This is a genomic window from Nocardia sp. NPDC055053 (assembly GCF_053608285.1).
On sequence record NZ_JBSGVD010000041.1, the window covers coordinates 1 to 13,762 of the forward strand.

The window sequence follows — 13,762 nt, forward strand, 5'->3', positions numbered from 1 at the left end:
GTCAGGCACCGTTGCTTGCTCCTTCGTCGCCTACGCAACGGCACCTGACCGGCGGGACGGCCGCGAACCGGCCACTTCGTGGCCGTCCCCTCCTCGAGGTCGGGGAGTGCGGGGCTGGGAATGGGCGTTTCTTCTATTTCTATTCGGCCAAATTGTGGGCGTTGATTTGGTGAATCGGGTTCTGTATCCGATGATGCGGTAGCACCTCCAGGTAGTTCCAAGCTCGTGTTCGACATGTTTGTGTTCCATGAGATGGTCCCCTCGCCCGGTGGCTCGCGGGTGGCGGGCACGGTTGAGAGGCAACGGACTGTGAAGCGAATTCTCGGTTGGGTAGCACGTTCTGCAGCGTTGCTGGCGGTGGCCGGATTCGGCACGATGGCGCCCGCGATGGCCGAACCACTGTTCCCCGGTGGCCCCGATATTCCCGGTGTTCCGTCGATCATTCCGACCGCGTCGCCGTGCCCGGTGGTCGAGGCAAGGGCGTGCATGCGGCTGTCGACGAACGAGGCGTGGCTGGTCGACAACGGCCGCGTGATTTTCGGCCCGACACCGATTTCGCACGGCATGGCCGGCTACGAAACTCCGCCCGCGGTGACCAGGATTTCCTTCAAACGGGAATTCCACTGGAGCACGATGCACAATGCGCCCATGCGCTGGGCCACCTTCTTCAACGGTGACATGGCATTCCATGTCGGCCCGGTCAATTCGCAGTCGCACGGATGTGTGCGCATGACCGAGGACGGCGCCCACCGCTTCTTCGACTACTTGAACCCAGGCGACATCACCCAGGTCATCGTGTAAGCAACGCCCGAAAAACGAACGAACATGGGTAACTCACCGGGCACGGGCTAACCCTCCCCGGCGAACCACCGCCGCCCGCCAACACTCACCCAGCTTCGCGCCTTAGTCTGGCTTGAATACTCGGAGAGGCGGAACAGCCAGTGCGTCGGTGGTTGGTTGGTGGGGCTGTGGGGATCGTGGTGGTTCTGGCAGTTGTCGCCGGGCTGTATGTGTTGATGAACTCGCGGACCTATCAGCTGACGGGCACCCTGGTCGATCGGGTCGACACCGACGAGAAGCTGGTCGCGCTGACCTTCGACGACGGGCCGACCGAACGCACGCCCGAGATTCTCCGCATGCTCGCCGAACTGCGGGTTCCCGCCACCTTCTACCTGGTCGGCGACAATCTGGCCGCGCACCCGGAATACGGTGCGGCGATCGCGGCCGCTGGCCACGAGATCGGCAACCACTCGTACTCCCACCGCCGGATGGTCCTGATCTCCGGCGATACCGTGCGCGACGAGATCGAACGCACCGACGCCGAAATCCGCCGCACCGGATACCAGGGGCCGATCACCTTCCGCCCGCCCTACGGCAAGAAACTCTGGGCGCTCCCGAACTATCTCGCCGAGCACGACCGCACCACGGTGACCTGGGATGTCGAACCCGATTCCGCGGGCGGCGCCACCCGCGAAGCCATCGTCACCGACACCCTGGCGCAGACCAGGCCCGGCTCGATCGTGCTGCTGCACGTCATGCACGGCAGCGAATCGGCCACCGCGGTCCCCGATGTCGTCGTCGGCCTGCGCGCGCAGGGCTACCGGTTCGTCACCGTCTCGGACCTGCTCGCGCGCTGACTCAGCGGTGGTAGTTCTCCTGGGCTTCGAGGATGACGTCCATATTGGTCTCCAGGACCACGACCAGTGATTCCAGCCGCTCGGCCACCTGCGCGCCGAGTTCGGTGAGCGTGTACTCCACCCGCGGCGGAATGGCTTCGAGTACCTCGCGATGAACCATGCCGTCGCGTTCGAGTGTTTGCAGGGTCTGCGACAGCATTCGTTCGCTCACGCCGTCGACCCGTCGGCGCAGCGCGCTGAACCGGTACGGACCCTCGCGTAGGGCCACCAGCGCCAGCACACCCCACCGGCTGGCGACATTCTGCAGTACGGGCCGCGACGTGCAGTTACGGGCGAAGACGTCGGCTTCCAGCGCCTGATCGTCGTCGGTCGACGTGGGCTGCGTGCTCATGGGGCGATCGTACCCCTCTTGACCTGATCACTTCCGGAATGAATAGTGCTTACTAATAGTTAGTACATGAAAATCAGTGCAAACCCTGGAGGAAGATCATGACCGTTGCGGTGACCGGAGCGAGTGGGCAGCTGGGCAGGCTTGTCGTCGAGACCCTGCTGGCGGCGGGGGAGCGGCCGGTGGCGATCGTGCGCGATCCCGCCAAGGTGGCCGACCTCGCCGAACGCGGCGCGCAGGTACGCCAGGCCGCCTACGACGACCCGGCCGCCCTCGACGCCGCGCTCGCGGGTGTCGACCGGGTGCTGCTGATCTCGGGCAACGAGTTCGGCGCCCGGGTCGCCCAGCACACCAACGTCATCCGGGCCGCCGAGCGCGCCGGCGTGCGGCTGCTCGCCTACACGAGCATCCCGGTCGCGCCGGACAACCGGATGATCCTCGCGCAGGAACATCGGGGCACCGAGGAAGTTCTCGCGACCGCGACGGTGCCGACGGTCCTGCTGCGCAACAGCTGGTACTGGGAGAACTACGCCGCGGGCGCCGCGCACGCCGCCCAGACCGGTGTACTCGCGGGCGCATCGGGCGACGGCAAGGTCTCCGGCGCCCCGCGGGCCGACTACGCCGAGGCGGCGGCGGTCGTGCTCACGACCGACGGCCACGAGGGCCGCGTCTACGAACTCGGCGGCGACACCGCGCTGACCGGCGCGGACATCGCCGCCGTGATCGCCGAGGTCACCGGAACGCCGGTGCGCTACGAGAATCTGGCCGAAGCCGGCTACGCCGCGGTCCTCGGTCAGGCGGGTCTGCCCGAGCCGGTGGCGGCGGCACTGGCCGACGCCGACGCCGGTATCGCCGAAGGGCTGCTCGAGGTTCGCACCGGTGATCTGGCCAAGCTCCTCGGCCGCCCGGTGACCCCGCCCGCCGAGGCGTTCCGGGCGATTCTGGGCTGAGATCAGGGGTGGGCCGACGGGGAGCCGTGTGGCAGAGTTCGGGTGTGGCTACCGAAACTCCCCGTCGACGCACGCACTCCTATCTGAGCGGACTGCTGTTCGCGGTGGGCGTCCTGCACTTCGTCGCGCCGAAGCCCTTCGACGGCATCGTGCCGCCGAAGCTGCCCGGCAACCCGCGGAACTACACCTACGCGTCCGGGGTCGCCGAGCTCGGCGTCGCGACGGCTCTCGCGGTGCCGCGCACCCGTCGCCTCGGCGGCTGGCTGGCCGCAGCGCTGTTCGTCGGCGTCTTCCCCGCCAACGTCCAGATGGCCGTCGACGTGGTCGGCAACCCGAAGGCCTCCGGCCTGTTCAAGGCCGGGGTGCTGGCGCGGCTGCCGCTGCAGATCCCGATGATCGTGGCCGCGCTGCGGGTCGCGCGCCGCTGATCACACCCACTGCACGAGCTGGATGACGATCCCGTTCGGGTCGGTCATCTGGAAGTAGCGTTCGCCCCACTCCTCGGTCTCGATGGGCGTCTCGATCGGGACGCCCTCGCCGCGCAGGCGTTCGTACTCGGTGTCGATGTCGTCGACGACGAACACCACGAGGGTGCCGTCGCCCGCGCTGCCCGCGATCCGCGCCGGCTTGAACGTGCTCAGCCCGGTGCGCAGGTAGATGACGTTCATTCCGGCATCGGCGCGTTGCAGGGAGACGAACCCGTCGGTGGCCATCTGCTCGGTGAAACCGAGGTGGTCGATCAGGAACCGGGCCGATGCCTGCGGGTCGGCGACATTGAGCGAGATGGCTGAGCCGGTGATCTGCATGCGGTTCTCCTCGGTGCGATGAACTCCGTACTTTGTACGCCTTAACGATGGCGAGAAGAGTGCGGGTTCCGCCCTATGACCTGGGTCACAGTTCTAGAAGGTATCGCGATCTATCTGCAGGGTCGTGATGGTGGCTGCCAGGCCCTCGTACTGGTTGATCAGCAGCACGATCTCGATCAGCAGCCGTTCGTCATAGTGCGCGGCGAGCTCCGCCCAGGCCGCGTCGTCCACATTCCGGGTGGTCACCAGCTGATCGGTGACGGTGAGCAGGGCACGCTGGCGCGGTGTCCAGCCCTCGGCATCGGGGCCGGTGCCGACCCGGTCGATCTCGACGGCGGTCAGGCCCGCTTTGCGGCCGAGGCGGCGATGGTGGTCGGTCTCGTAGGCGCACTCGCGCAGGTGCGCGACGCGCAGGATCACCAGCTCGGCCTCGGCGCGGGGCAGCCGCCCGCCCGGCATGAGCTTGCCGGAGAAATGCAGCCAGCCGCGGAACAATCCACCGGTGCGCCCGAGTGTGCTGAAAAGATGCGCGTCGTCGGTACCCGAGGCGCGGGAAAGCACTTGCCAGACAACCCAGTTGATCGGTCCGAGCTCGCCGAAGCGGCCCGGTGAAACCCGAGGTCGGGGTGCTGCGGCCATCTGTTGTCCACCTGCTTTCTCGACGTCGCCCGGTCGAGTCGGAGCGTACTCGCCGGTATCGAATTTCGGTGCCGACTGCGCGAGAGTGCCGGTTTTCTTTGGTTTCCAGTGGTTTTCACAACAGTTGCGCGTCATGATCGGTGGGTACCGCAGCGCGCAGCGGCGGTGTGAGGTCGCAGCACTGGTAGGGGAACATCGGAATGCTGGTTCGGATCAGGCCGGGTGCGGAGCTCACCGGTGCCGAGCGGGAGTTCGTCGAATGCCTGCGCGCCTATCCGAGCACAGGGCTCGCGCTGGTCGATTGCCAGGTGGGCGATCGCAGGCTGGGCGCGGTGATCGTGACGCCGCGGGGGATCACGGTCATCGAGGTGAAAGGGTTCCGGCGACGGCAGAGCGGACTGCTCGCGGTGTCGGCGGGCAGCTGGACGATCAGTGACAGTCCGCTGGATCTGGATACCGAGGAGTCCGCTGGCCTGACCGATCGGGTCGAGCACGGCGTGCACGCGGTACGGGTGGCGCTGGAGCAGGCGTTGCAGGACAGCAGGCACGTGTCCGGCGCGGTGGTGATGGTGCCCTATCGGGGCGTGGTGGTGCGGCCGGCACGCACCGCGCTGCGACCAGGGCTGGATGTGCTCGTCGCGAACACCCTCGACGCCCATGAGCTGCGGGTCTATCTGGAGGGGTTCTCCGCGGGTCCTCGTGAATGGACCATCGACCGGGTACTCACCACCTGCACCGCGCTTGGCATCGGTGACCTGACACCCTCGCGCGCCGACCTCGCCGCCGACGGTTTCGACGGCAGCCGCCCGACGCAGAAGCCGATCCCGCCGCAGCCGCGCAGGTTTACCGAACCGGTCCAGGCGCCGGCGCCGGCGGACCCGACCCGGCGGGGAAAGCTGGCGGGGCTGATCGTGTTCGCGGCCGCCCTGATCGGTGTGTTCGTCGTGTTCCTTGTGGTCGGGTCAGCCCTGCTGAACGACCCGCCGAACCCGCGGACGACCTCGGAGACCACCCAGACCACGACCAGGACGCCCAGCACGCCTGCCGACAAGGGGCCGACGGTGTGCTGGCCGTTCCAGAACGACTGCTGAAGGCTCACTCGCGCACGGCGTGACCGAGTGTGGTGAAGGCGATCGCCCGCTCGACGCGTCCCCGGAGGTGGGCGCGGGAGGAGGCGATATGGGCGGTGAGGGTGTGCAGGGCCCGCTCCAGCTCGCCTGCCAGCACCTGCTCGGCGATGGTGATGTGGTCGGCGGTCATCGCCGCGACTCGTTCGGCGTTCGGCATGTCCATGGTGCGGACCGGGCGCACCCGCAGGTAGACCGCTGTCAGCGCGTCGGCGAGCGCCGGATTACCCGCTGCCCGAAGCAGTTCGGTGTGAAATCGTTCGTCGGCGGCCACCAGCCCGGGGCCGGGTTCCGGTGGGGTGTACCGGTATTCGCGCCAGCGATCCAGTTCGTCGCGCACGGCGGGTAGGTCGTGCGCGACGGGACGGTGTGGCTGGACCGAGTCGGTGGCGTCGATGCGCTGAAAACCGCGTGCTTCCAAGATGATTCGCAGCTCATAGAGCTCGTCCAGCTCCGCAAGGCGCAGGCGGTACGGATAGAGGCCGTCGGGGTGGCGCCGCACCAGCCCGTCGGCCTGCAGCCTGGCCAGCGCCTCGCGCACCGGGGTGCGCGAGACGCCGTACCGCTGGGCCAGCCGTTCGGCGCGGAGTCGTTCGGTGGGCTGGAGCGCTCCGGTCGCGAGGTCGTCCCGCAGCGCCACATAGACGCGCTCGGCCAGCGGCACCCGTCTGCCCTCGCCTGCGCCGCTGCGTCCCATGCGCGGGCCCGCGTTCAGATCGCCATCGCCGCGCGGACCGCGGACTCCGCACCGGCCCCACCCTCGCCCGACGAGCCGAGATGGCCCGAGTGCAGCACGTAATAGTGCTGGGCGGCTTGCAGTGCGAAGCCGATGTGCTGCTCGACCAGCAGCACACTGAGCCCACCGCGCCGGGTGAGGTCGATGATGGTGCGCTCGATCTCGGCGACCACCGACGGCTGGATACCCTCGGTCGGTTCGTCGAGGATGAGCAGCTTGGGCTCGGTGATCAGGGCACGCGCGATGGCCAGCTGCTGCCGCTGACCGCCGGAAAGCAGCCCGGCTTTGCGGGTCAGTAGCTCACGCAGCGCGGGGAACAGCTCGAGCGATTCCTCGATCAGCGCCTTGCCGCGCTTGCGCCCGTCCGCGACGACCTGGAGGTTCTCGGCTGTGGTCAGCTGGGGGAAACTCTGCTGCCCCTGCGGCACGTAGGCGATGCCGCGCTTGACCCGTTGCGACGGGGAGAGCTTGGTGATCTTCTCGCCGTCGAAAGTGATCGTGCCCGATTTGGTCGGCAGCAGGCCGACGGCGGTGCGCAGCAGGGTGGTCTTGCCCGCGCCGTTGTGGCCCATGATGGCGACCACGCTGTCGTCGGGCACGGTCAGGCTGACGCCGTGGATCACCTCGGTGCGCCCGTATCCCGAGTGGATGTCGTGTAGTTCAAGCATCGGCCGACTCCTTGTCCGTCCCGTCTTCGGCCAGTGCCGCGGTGCCGAGGTAGACCTCCTGCACCTTCGGATCGGCCTGCACCTCTTCGACGCTGCCCTCGCTGAGCACCTTGCCGCCCGCGAGGACGGTGACCGAGGTGGCGAAGGACCGCATGAAGTCCATGTCGTGCTCGACCACCACGACAACGCGGTCACCGCCGATGCGGCGCAACAGGTTTCCGGTCTCCTCGCGCTCCTCGGCACTCATGCCCGCGACCGGCTCGTCGAGCAGCAGCACCGAGGCGTTCTGCACCAGCAGCATGCCGATCTCGAGCCACTGCTTCTGGCCGTGCGCGAGCACACCGGCTGGCTTGTCCCGCAACGCGGTGAGACCCGTTGTCTCCAAGGCCTCTTCGATACTGGGCAGCACCGATTTGCGCGCGCGCAGCAGCGACAGCGGTGAACGGCCCGCGCCCGCCGCGATGTCGAGGTTCTGCAGCACGCTGAGCTGTTCGAACACGCTCGCCGTCTGGAAGGTGCGGCCGACGCCGAGGCGGGCGATCTGGTGCACCTTCTTGCCGAGCAGTTCGGTGCCCGACTTCTGCGCCGAGCCGGTCGCCGGGACCAGGCCGGTGATGGCGTCGATGAGGGTGGTCTTGCCCGCGCCGTTGGGGCCGATCAGGAACCGCAGGTCGCCTTGCAGCACCGTCAGGTCGACATCGGTGACCGCCTTGAAACCGTCGAAACTCACCGAGAGACCGCGGATTTCGAGATAGTCGCTGTGCATGCCCGCGTTGCCGCCCGCTTTGGGCTCGTGTGTGGTCATCGCGCTTGCACCTTCTCCTCGGTGACGACGGCGGCGGGTTCGGCGGGCACCGGGGTCGGCTCCGGTTTCCGGCTCTGCCACCAGCCCTTGATCAGTGGCCACAGTCCGGCCAGGCCCGCGGGGATGAACCCGACGACCACGATGAACAGCACGCCCTGCAGATAGGTCCAGCCCGACGGGAACGACTCCGACAGCGAGGTCTGCGCCCAGGCGACGCCGATCGCGCCCAGGACCGGGCCGAGCAGGGTGGTGCGGCCACCGATCGCGACGCCGATGAGGAAGGCGATCGACGGGACGACACCGATGTCGGCGGGGGAGATGATGCCGACGATCGGGGTGAACAGCGCACCGGCGATCCCGGCCAGGAACGCCGCGACCACATAGGCGACGATCTTGATATTGGCCGGGTCGTACCCGAGGAAGCGCACCCGTTCCTCGGCATCGCGCACCGCGACAAGCAGTTCGCCGTAGCGGCTGCGGTTGAGCTGGCGGATCAGCGCGACGACCAGCAGTAGCGTGCCCGCTGCGATGAAGAACAGCATCTGCCGGTTGGCCGGGTCCGACAGCTTGAAGCCGAAGAAGGCGCGGAAATCCGACAGGCCCGTGAAGCCACCGATGGCCTGCTGACCGGTGAGCAGGATCGCCAGCGCCGCGGCCAGCGCCTGGCTCAGGATGGCGAAGTAGGCGCCACGCACCCGGCGCTTGAACACGCCGTAGCCGAGGACGGCCGCGACCAGCGCGGGCAGCACCAGGATCCCGAGAATCGCGACCGGCGCCGAGGCGAACGGCTGCCAGAAGGTAGGCAGCTCGCTGATCCCGGAGATCTCCATGAACTCGGGCACGTCGTTGCCGAGGCGCGCGGCGTCGGCGAGCTGCATGTGCATCGCCATGACGTAGGCGCCGATGCCGAAGAACACGCCCTGGCCGAGGGTGAGCATTCCGCCACGGCCCCAAGCCAATCCGATGCCCGCCGCCACGATCGCGAAGCAGAGGAACTTGGCGAGCAGGTTCAGCCGGAAGTCGCTGAGTACCGCGGGGGCCACGGCGAACAGCAGAAAAGCGGCGATGGCGAAACCGGCGAGCGGCGTCAGCCGGGGGTACGCCCGGAGGCGTTCGGTGAGTGCGGTCATGCCAGGCTCCTCGTCCGCACGGTGAACAGGCCCTGCGGACGGACCTGCAGGAAGATGACGATCAGCACGAACACGATCACCTTCGCGATGGACGCCGTGGTCGAGTATTCGATGAACGAGTTGAGCAGGCCGAGCGCGAACGCCGCGATCACCGTGCCCTTGATCTGGCCGAGGCCGCCGATCACGACCACCAGGAACGCGTCGATCAGATAGCTCTGACCGATGGTGGGGCTCGTCGAGCCGATCAGGGTGAGCGCCACACCGGCGACACCCGCCAGGCCGGAGCCGATGAAGAACGTGCTGATATCGGTGAATCTGCTGGATATACCGCTGGTTTCGGCCAGCCCGCGGTTCTGCACGACGGCGCGAATACGCCTGCCCATCGGCGTGGCCTTGAGGACGGCGGCCAGCGCGGTCACCGCGACGATCGCCAGTACCAGGATGAAGATGCGCGTCTTGGGCACCACGGCGCCCGCGATAGTGATTCCGCCACTGAGCCATTCGGGCACGAGCACGTTCTTGGCCGGTGCGCCGAAGATGTCCCGCGCGGCCTGCTGGAGGACGAGCCCGACACCGAAGGTGACCAGCAGGGTGTCCAGCGGACGGTCGTACATGTAGCGGATCAGGCCCATTTCCAGTGCGGCGCCGAGCAGGCCGCCGACGAGGAAACCGAGCAACAGCGACACGACCAGCGAGACGCCCGCCGACGAGAAGACCTGCTGCACAACGTAGGTCGTGTAGCAGCCGGCCATGATGAACTCGCCGTGCGCCATATTGATGACGCCCATCTGACCGAAGGTCAGCGCCAGGCCGAGCGCGGCGAGCAGAAGAATTGATCCGAGGCTCAACCCGGTGAAGAGTTGACCGATAAGTACATCCATGTGAGTTCCCTGCGATCGGTGACCACGAGCGGCCGACCTCGAGGAGGCCCGTTCGCGGCCGGCTCGCCGCCGACCGGCCGGGACGATGCGCCTTGGCGCGGGTATCGGCCGGTCGGTGGTGAGCCTTTGGGGGCCGCGAACACGTCGCGGCCACGCGACGGCTACTTCAAGCCCTTGGCCCAGTCGTAGGACTTCAGGTACGGGTCCGGGGTGATCGCCTTGCCGGAATCCCACACCGTGTAGATCAGGCCGTCCGGGCGGATCTCGCCGATCCGGGCGGTCTTGGTGATGTGGTGGTTGGAGCCGTCGATGGTGACGGTGCCCTCCGGCGCTTCGAAACTGACGCCGTCGGCGGCGGCCTGCACGTCGGCCATGGCGAACGACTTGGCCTTCTCGACGGTGTTCTTCCACAGGAAGACCGAGGCGTAGGCGGCTTCCATCGGGTCCGAGGTGGGCTTGTCGGCGCCGAAGGCGGCCTTGTAGTCGGCGACGAACTTCTTGTTCACCGGGGAGTCGACGGTCTGGTAGTAGTTCCAGGCGGTCAGCTGGCCCGCGATGTTCTGCGCGCCGATGCCGGCGACCTCTTCCTCGGCGATGGACACCGAAACCACCGGCATCTCAGCGGCTTTCAGGCCCGCGTTGGTGTACTCGCGGAAGAACGCGACGTTGGAGTCGCCGTTGAGGGTGTTGAACACCGCGCCCGCCTTGGCACTGCGGACCTTGTTGACGATGGTGGAGAAGTCGGTCGAGCCGAGCGGGGTGTACTCCTCGCCCTTGATCTCGATGCCGTTGGCCGCGGCGTAGGCCTTGATCTCGCGGTTGGCGGTCTGCGGGAAGACGTAGTCCGAGCCGACCAGGTAGAGGGACTTGATGCCCTTCTGCTTCAGGTAGTCCAGCGCGGGGATGATCTGCTGGTTGGTGGTGGCGCCGGTGTAGAAGATGTTCTTGCTGTCTTCCAGGCCCTCGTACTGCACGGGGTAGTAGAGCAGCGAGTTCAGATTCTCGAACTTGGGCTTCATGGCCTTTCGGCTCGACGAGGTCCAGCCGCCGAACACCGCCGCGACACAGTCGGAGCTGATCAGCTTCTCGGCCTTCTCGGCGAAGGTCTTCGGGTCCGAGGCGCCGTCTTCGAGGACGATCTCGATCTTCTTGCCGAGCACGCCGCCCGCGGCGTTGATCTGGTCGATCGCGAGCTTGGTCGAATTGGCCACGGTGACTTCGGAAATGGCCATGGTGCCCGACAGCGAGTGCAGCGAACCGACCTTGATCGTGTCCTTGGTGGTGTCGACGCAGGATACGGCGTTCGAGCCGGTGGACGCGTCGTCACGCGCACCGCAGCCGGTGAGCAGCAGGCCTGCGACGGCCACCGCGGCGGGCACCGTGAGCGCCTTGACCAGACGGGAATCAGACATGGGCGGTTCTCCTCATCACCACCGCTGCCCCGGATAACGGATGTACACCGAGTTGTATACAGCGGCCGTATTCGTGAGCGGAACGGTAGATGGAACATGTTGCACCGGAATATCTCTCGGTCACGTGTCCGTTTCGTCTGTTTCGTCCGTGTGAACAAATCCTCCGGGCGGCGGCGTGCCTACGGTTGCGTAGGGATGTCACGGTGCGGCACGCTTCGAATTCATACGACGTCGAACAGCCGAATCACGCGGCTCTCGGGCCGGGTGGTCAGTCGAGGAGGCGACCGATGGGGCACTACAAGGCGAACCTGCGTGATATCGAGTTCAATCTCTTCGAGGTGCTGAATCTCGACAAACTCCTCGATACCGGCGCCTACGGCGACCTGGACTCCGACACGGTGCGCCAGATCCTCGACGAGGTGAAGCGCCTGGCCGAGGGCCCGATCGCGGATTCGTTCGCCGACGCCGACCGGCATCCGGTGGTCTATCACCCCGAGACCTTCGAGATCACGGTGCCAGAGTCGTTGCGCAAGACGGTCGACGCGGTGCACGAAGCGGGCTGGTACCGGCTCGGCATGCCGGAGGGCATGGGCGGCACGCCCGCGCCGAGCGTGCTGATGTGGGCCATCAACGAGCTCGTCATCTGCGCCAATCCCTCGGCCAGCTTCTTCAACATGGGTCCGCTGATGGGCTCGGTGCTCTACGGGATCGGCACCGAGCAGCAGAAGCGCTGGGCGCGTGGTGGTTTCGAGCGCGGTTGGCAGGGGACCATGGTGCTCACCGAGCCCGATGCCGGGTCCGATGTGGGCGCGGGCCGCGCCAAGGCGGTGCCGCAGCCCGACGGGTCGTGGCATATCGAAGGGGTGAAGCGGTTCATCTCCGGCGGTGACGTTGGTGACGTGGCCGAGAATATGTTCCACCTCGTGCTCGCCAGGCCCGAAGGCGCCGGATCGGGCACCAAGGGGCTGTCGCTGTTCTACGTGCCGAAGTTCCTCTTCGATCCCGAGACGCTGGAACTCGGCGAGCGCAACGGCGTGTATGTGACCGGCATCGAGCACAAGATGGGGATCAAGTCATCGCCGACCTGCGAGCTCACTTTCGGCGGCACCTCGGGGCCTGCCAAGGGCTGGCTGGTCGGTGACGTGCACAACGGCATCGCGCAGATGTTCAAGGTGATCGAGAACGCGCGGATGACGGTGGGTGTGAAGTCGTCCGGGACGCTGTCGACCGGCTATCTGAACGCGCTCGAATACGCCAAGACCCGGGTGCAGGGCGCGGATCTGACGCAGATGTCGGACAAAGCCGCGCCGCGCGTGACTATCACCCATCACCCCGATGTGCGGCGGTCGCTGGCCATGCAGAAGGCGTACGCGGAGGGGCTGCGCGCGGTGTATCTGTATACCGCCGCGCATCAGAACGAGGATGTGGCGCAGCTGGTCTCGGGCGCCGAGCCGGAGCTGGCGCATCGTGTCGACGATCTGCTGCTGCCGATCGTCAAGGGCGTCGGCTCCGAGCGCGCCTACCAGTTGCTCACCGAGTCACTGCAAACCCTCGGCGGCTCCGGCTATCTGCAGGACTATCCGATCGAGCAGTACATCCGCGACGCCAAGATCGACTCCCTCTACGAGGGCACCACCGCGATCCAGGCCCAGGACTTCTTCTTCCGCAAGATCATTCGCGATCGCGGCACCGCCCTTGCCCACGTGAACGCCAAGATCTCCGCCTACCTGGACACCGACTCCGGCCGCTTCGGCACCGAGCGCGCCCTGCTGCGCACCGCCCAGGCCGACGTCGCCGCCATGGGCGCCACCCTCACCGGCTACGCCATGGCGGGCCAGACCGACCCCACCGAGCTCTACAAGGTAGGCCTCGGCTCGGTCCGCTTCCTGATGTCGGTCGGCGACCTCCTCATCGCCTGGCGCCTGCTCGTCCAGGCCGACATCGCCGCCGCAGCCCTCGCCGCCGACGCCACCGCCAAAGACCGCCCCTTCTACCAGGGCAAAATCGCCGCAGCCTGCTTCTTCGCCAAGAACGTCCTGCCCGAACTCACCGCGACCAGGAACATCCTCGCCACCCTCGACAACGACATCATGGGCATCCCGGAGGAAGCCTTCTGACGTCACCTGGGGTCGCGGTCAGGAGACCGAGATGCTGGAGCGCATTCCGAGTGAATGGTGTTTGCCGATGGAGCACCAGAGCGCATAGGTGCCCGACCGCAGTGTGACCTTCAGTTCGCTGCCGGTGCCGCCCTCGAGCACCGGGGTGCGGGAATCGACGCCGGGGCCTGCGATGACCAGGTCGTGGCGGGTTCCGCCATTGTTGCGCACATCGAGGGTGTAGGTACCTGCCCGCACATTGGCCCTGGACACGGTGATCGAGTACTCGGTCTCGATCACGGTGATCCGGCTCGAATCCTGTGCGTGCGCATCCACGCCGGACAGCGAAACGGCCAGCGCGAAGGGGACGCCGGCAGCGATTCGGGCTACTCGTCGCGGTTGTTTCTGCATCGACGCCTCCTGACTTTCGGCGTCCGAGAAGTTTCTGCTGTTCCTCCGCAATCCATGATTCCGCGTTTACGCGGCG

16 protein-coding genes are annotated in these 13,762 nt (G+C 67.0%); 6 read left to right on the forward strand and 10 right to left on the reverse strand.

What is annotated here, in order from left to right:
* The first annotated feature begins 357 nt into the window (after positions 1-357).
* Together ACWF82_RS29490 and ACWF82_RS29495 are read left to right on the forward strand one after the other, a co-directional pair.
* On the forward strand, positions 358-801 hold the full coding sequence (locus ACWF82_RS29490) for a L,D-transpeptidase (protein WP_452506438.1): 444 nt from the start codon (positions 358-360) through the stop codon (positions 799-801).
* A 140-nt stretch (positions 802-941) separates the two neighbouring features.
* Positions 942-1,637 (forward strand): polysaccharide deacetylase family protein, encoded by a 696-nt coding sequence (locus tag ACWF82_RS29495; protein WP_452506440.1) that lies wholly within the window; start codon positions 942-944, stop codon positions 1,635-1,637.
* 1 nt (position 1,638) lies between these two features.
* On the opposite strand, the gene ACWF82_RS29500 is transcribed toward ACWF82_RS29495, so the two are convergent.
* Positions 1,639-2,028 carry a winged helix-turn-helix transcriptional regulator gene (locus ACWF82_RS29500; RefSeq protein ID WP_452506442.1) on the reverse strand — a complete coding sequence of 130 codons (390 nt, stop codon included), beginning with the start codon at positions 2,026-2,028 and terminating at the stop codon, positions 1,639-1,641.
* Between the two features lie 98 nt (positions 2,029-2,126).
* On the opposite strand from ACWF82_RS29500, the gene ACWF82_RS29505 reads away from it, so the two are divergent.
* Both ACWF82_RS29505 and ACWF82_RS29510 read left to right on the forward strand, forming a co-directional pair.
* Positions 2,127-2,975: an SDR family oxidoreductase gene (locus tag ACWF82_RS29505; RefSeq protein WP_452506444.1), complete on the forward strand. Its 849-nt coding sequence runs from the start codon at positions 2,127-2,129 to the stop codon at positions 2,973-2,975.
* Positions 2,976-3,019: 44 nt separating this feature from the next.
* A complete protein-coding gene (locus ACWF82_RS29510) occupies positions 3,020-3,403 on the forward strand; it encodes a DoxX family protein (RefSeq protein ID WP_452506446.1) in 384 nt (127 codons plus the stop codon).
* Here the strand turns inward: ACWF82_RS29510 and ACWF82_RS29515 are convergent, their stop codons facing one another.
* Together ACWF82_RS29515 and ACWF82_RS29520 are read right to left on the reverse strand one after the other, a co-directional pair.
* Positions 3,404-3,781 carry a VOC family protein gene (locus tag ACWF82_RS29515; RefSeq protein WP_379078006.1) on the reverse strand — a complete coding sequence of 126 codons (378 nt, stop codon included), beginning with the start codon at positions 3,779-3,781 and terminating at the stop codon, positions 3,404-3,406.
* A 93-nt stretch (positions 3,782-3,874) separates the two neighbouring features.
* Entirely contained in the window at positions 3,875-4,420 is a 546-nt protein-coding gene (locus ACWF82_RS29520; protein WP_452506448.1) for a carboxymuconolactone decarboxylase family protein, read from the reverse strand.
* Between the two features lie 200 nt (positions 4,421-4,620).
* Here ACWF82_RS29520 and ACWF82_RS29525 point away from each other — a divergent pair, with 200 nt between their 5' ends.
* Positions 4,621-5,511 (forward strand): NERD domain-containing protein, encoded by an 891-nt coding sequence (locus ACWF82_RS29525; RefSeq protein ID WP_452506450.1) that lies wholly within the window; start codon positions 4,621-4,623, stop codon positions 5,509-5,511.
* A gap of 4 nt (positions 5,512-5,515) precedes the next feature.
* On the opposite strand, the gene ACWF82_RS29530 is transcribed toward ACWF82_RS29525, so the two are convergent.
* From ACWF82_RS29530 to urtA, 6 genes are all read right to left on the reverse strand, one after another.
* The gene (locus ACWF82_RS29530) at positions 5,516-6,244 is read right to left on the reverse strand and encodes a GntR family transcriptional regulator (RefSeq protein WP_452506452.1); all 729 of its coding nucleotides are present in this window, start codon (positions 6,242-6,244) and stop codon (positions 5,516-5,518) included.
* Between the two features lie 14 nt (positions 6,245-6,258).
* Positions 6,259-6,951 carry an urea ABC transporter ATP-binding subunit UrtE gene (gene urtE, locus ACWF82_RS29535; RefSeq protein WP_452506454.1) on the reverse strand — a complete coding sequence of 231 codons (693 nt, stop codon included), beginning with the start codon at positions 6,949-6,951 and terminating at the stop codon, positions 6,259-6,261.
* Positions 6,944-7,756 (reverse strand): urea ABC transporter ATP-binding protein UrtD, encoded by an 813-nt coding sequence (gene urtD, locus ACWF82_RS29540; protein WP_452506456.1) that lies wholly within the window; start codon positions 7,754-7,756, stop codon positions 6,944-6,946. The genes urtE and urtD overlap by 8 nt, the downstream gene beginning before the upstream one ends.
* A complete protein-coding gene (urtC, locus tag ACWF82_RS29545; protein ID WP_452506458.1) occupies positions 7,753-8,886 on the reverse strand; it encodes an urea ABC transporter permease subunit UrtC in 1,134 nt (377 codons plus the stop codon). The genes urtD and urtC overlap by 4 nt, the downstream gene beginning before the upstream one ends.
* Complete coding sequence (gene urtB, locus ACWF82_RS29550) at positions 8,883-9,767, reverse strand: urea ABC transporter permease subunit UrtB (protein ID WP_452506459.1); 885 nt, start codon at positions 9,765-9,767, stop codon at positions 8,883-8,885. The genes urtC and urtB overlap by 4 nt, the downstream gene beginning before the upstream one ends.
* A gap of 161 nt (positions 9,768-9,928) precedes the next feature.
* Positions 9,929-11,179: an urea ABC transporter substrate-binding protein gene (urtA, locus tag ACWF82_RS29555; RefSeq protein WP_452506461.1), complete on the reverse strand. Its 1,251-nt coding sequence runs from the start codon at positions 11,177-11,179 to the stop codon at positions 9,929-9,931.
* A 287-nt stretch (positions 11,180-11,466) separates the two neighbouring features.
* Between urtA and ACWF82_RS29560 the strand changes: the two genes are divergently transcribed.
* Positions 11,467-13,296, forward strand: coding sequence for an acyl-CoA dehydrogenase (locus ACWF82_RS29560; protein ID WP_452506463.1), 1,830 nt, complete (start codon positions 11,467-11,469; stop codon positions 13,294-13,296).
* An 18-nt stretch (positions 13,297-13,314) separates the two neighbouring features.
* Here ACWF82_RS29560 and ACWF82_RS29565 read toward each other — a convergent pair whose 3' ends face one another.
* Entirely contained in the window at positions 13,315-13,686 is a 372-nt protein-coding gene (locus tag ACWF82_RS29565; protein ID WP_452506465.1) for a hypothetical protein, read from the reverse strand.
* Between the last annotated feature and the right edge of the window lie 76 nt (positions 13,687-13,762).

Excerpts from the sequence above, each read along its gene's own strand:
- ACWF82_RS29500 (WP_452506442.1), bottom strand. The coding sequence starts at position 2,028 with ATGAGCACGCAGCCCACGTCGACCGACGACGATCAGGCGCTGGAAGCC.
- ACWF82_RS29505 (WP_452506444.1), top strand. The coding sequence starts at position 2,127 with ATGACCGTTGCGGTGACCGGAGCGAGTGGGCAGCTGGGCAGGCTTGTC.
- ACWF82_RS29515 (WP_379078006.1), bottom strand. The coding sequence starts at position 3,781 with ATGCAGATCACCGGCTCAGCCATCTCGCTCAATGTCGCCGACCCGCAG.
- ACWF82_RS29520 (WP_452506448.1), bottom strand. The coding sequence starts at position 4,420 with ATGGCCGCAGCACCCCGACCTCGGGTTTCACCGGGCCGCTTCGGCGAG.
- ACWF82_RS29525 (WP_452506450.1), top strand. The coding sequence starts at position 4,621 with ATGCTGGTTCGGATCAGGCCGGGTGCGGAGCTCACCGGTGCCGAGCGG.
- ACWF82_RS29530 (WP_452506452.1), bottom strand. The coding sequence starts at position 6,244 with ATGGGACGCAGCGGCGCAGGCGAGGGCAGACGGGTGCCGCTGGCCGAG.
- urtE (WP_452506454.1), bottom strand. The coding sequence starts at position 6,951 with ATGCTTGAACTACACGACATCCACTCGGGATACGGGCGCACCGAGGTG.
- urtD (WP_452506456.1), bottom strand. The coding sequence starts at position 7,756 with ATGACCACACACGAGCCCAAAGCGGGCGGCAACGCGGGCATGCACAGC.
- urtC (WP_452506458.1), bottom strand. The coding sequence starts at position 8,886 with ATGACCGCACTCACCGAACGCCTCCGGGCGTACCCCCGGCTGACGCCG.
- urtB (WP_452506459.1), bottom strand. The coding sequence starts at position 9,767 with ATGGATGTACTTATCGGTCAACTCTTCACCGGGTTGAGCCTCGGATCA.
- urtA (WP_452506461.1), bottom strand. The coding sequence starts at position 11,179 with ATGTCTGATTCCCGTCTGGTCAAGGCGCTCACGGTGCCCGCCGCGGTG.
- ACWF82_RS29560 (WP_452506463.1), top strand. The coding sequence starts at position 11,467 with ATGGGGCACTACAAGGCGAACCTGCGTGATATCGAGTTCAATCTCTTC.
- ACWF82_RS29565 (WP_452506465.1), bottom strand. The coding sequence starts at position 13,686 with ATGCAGAAACAACCGCGACGAGTAGCCCGAATCGCTGCCGGCGTCCCC.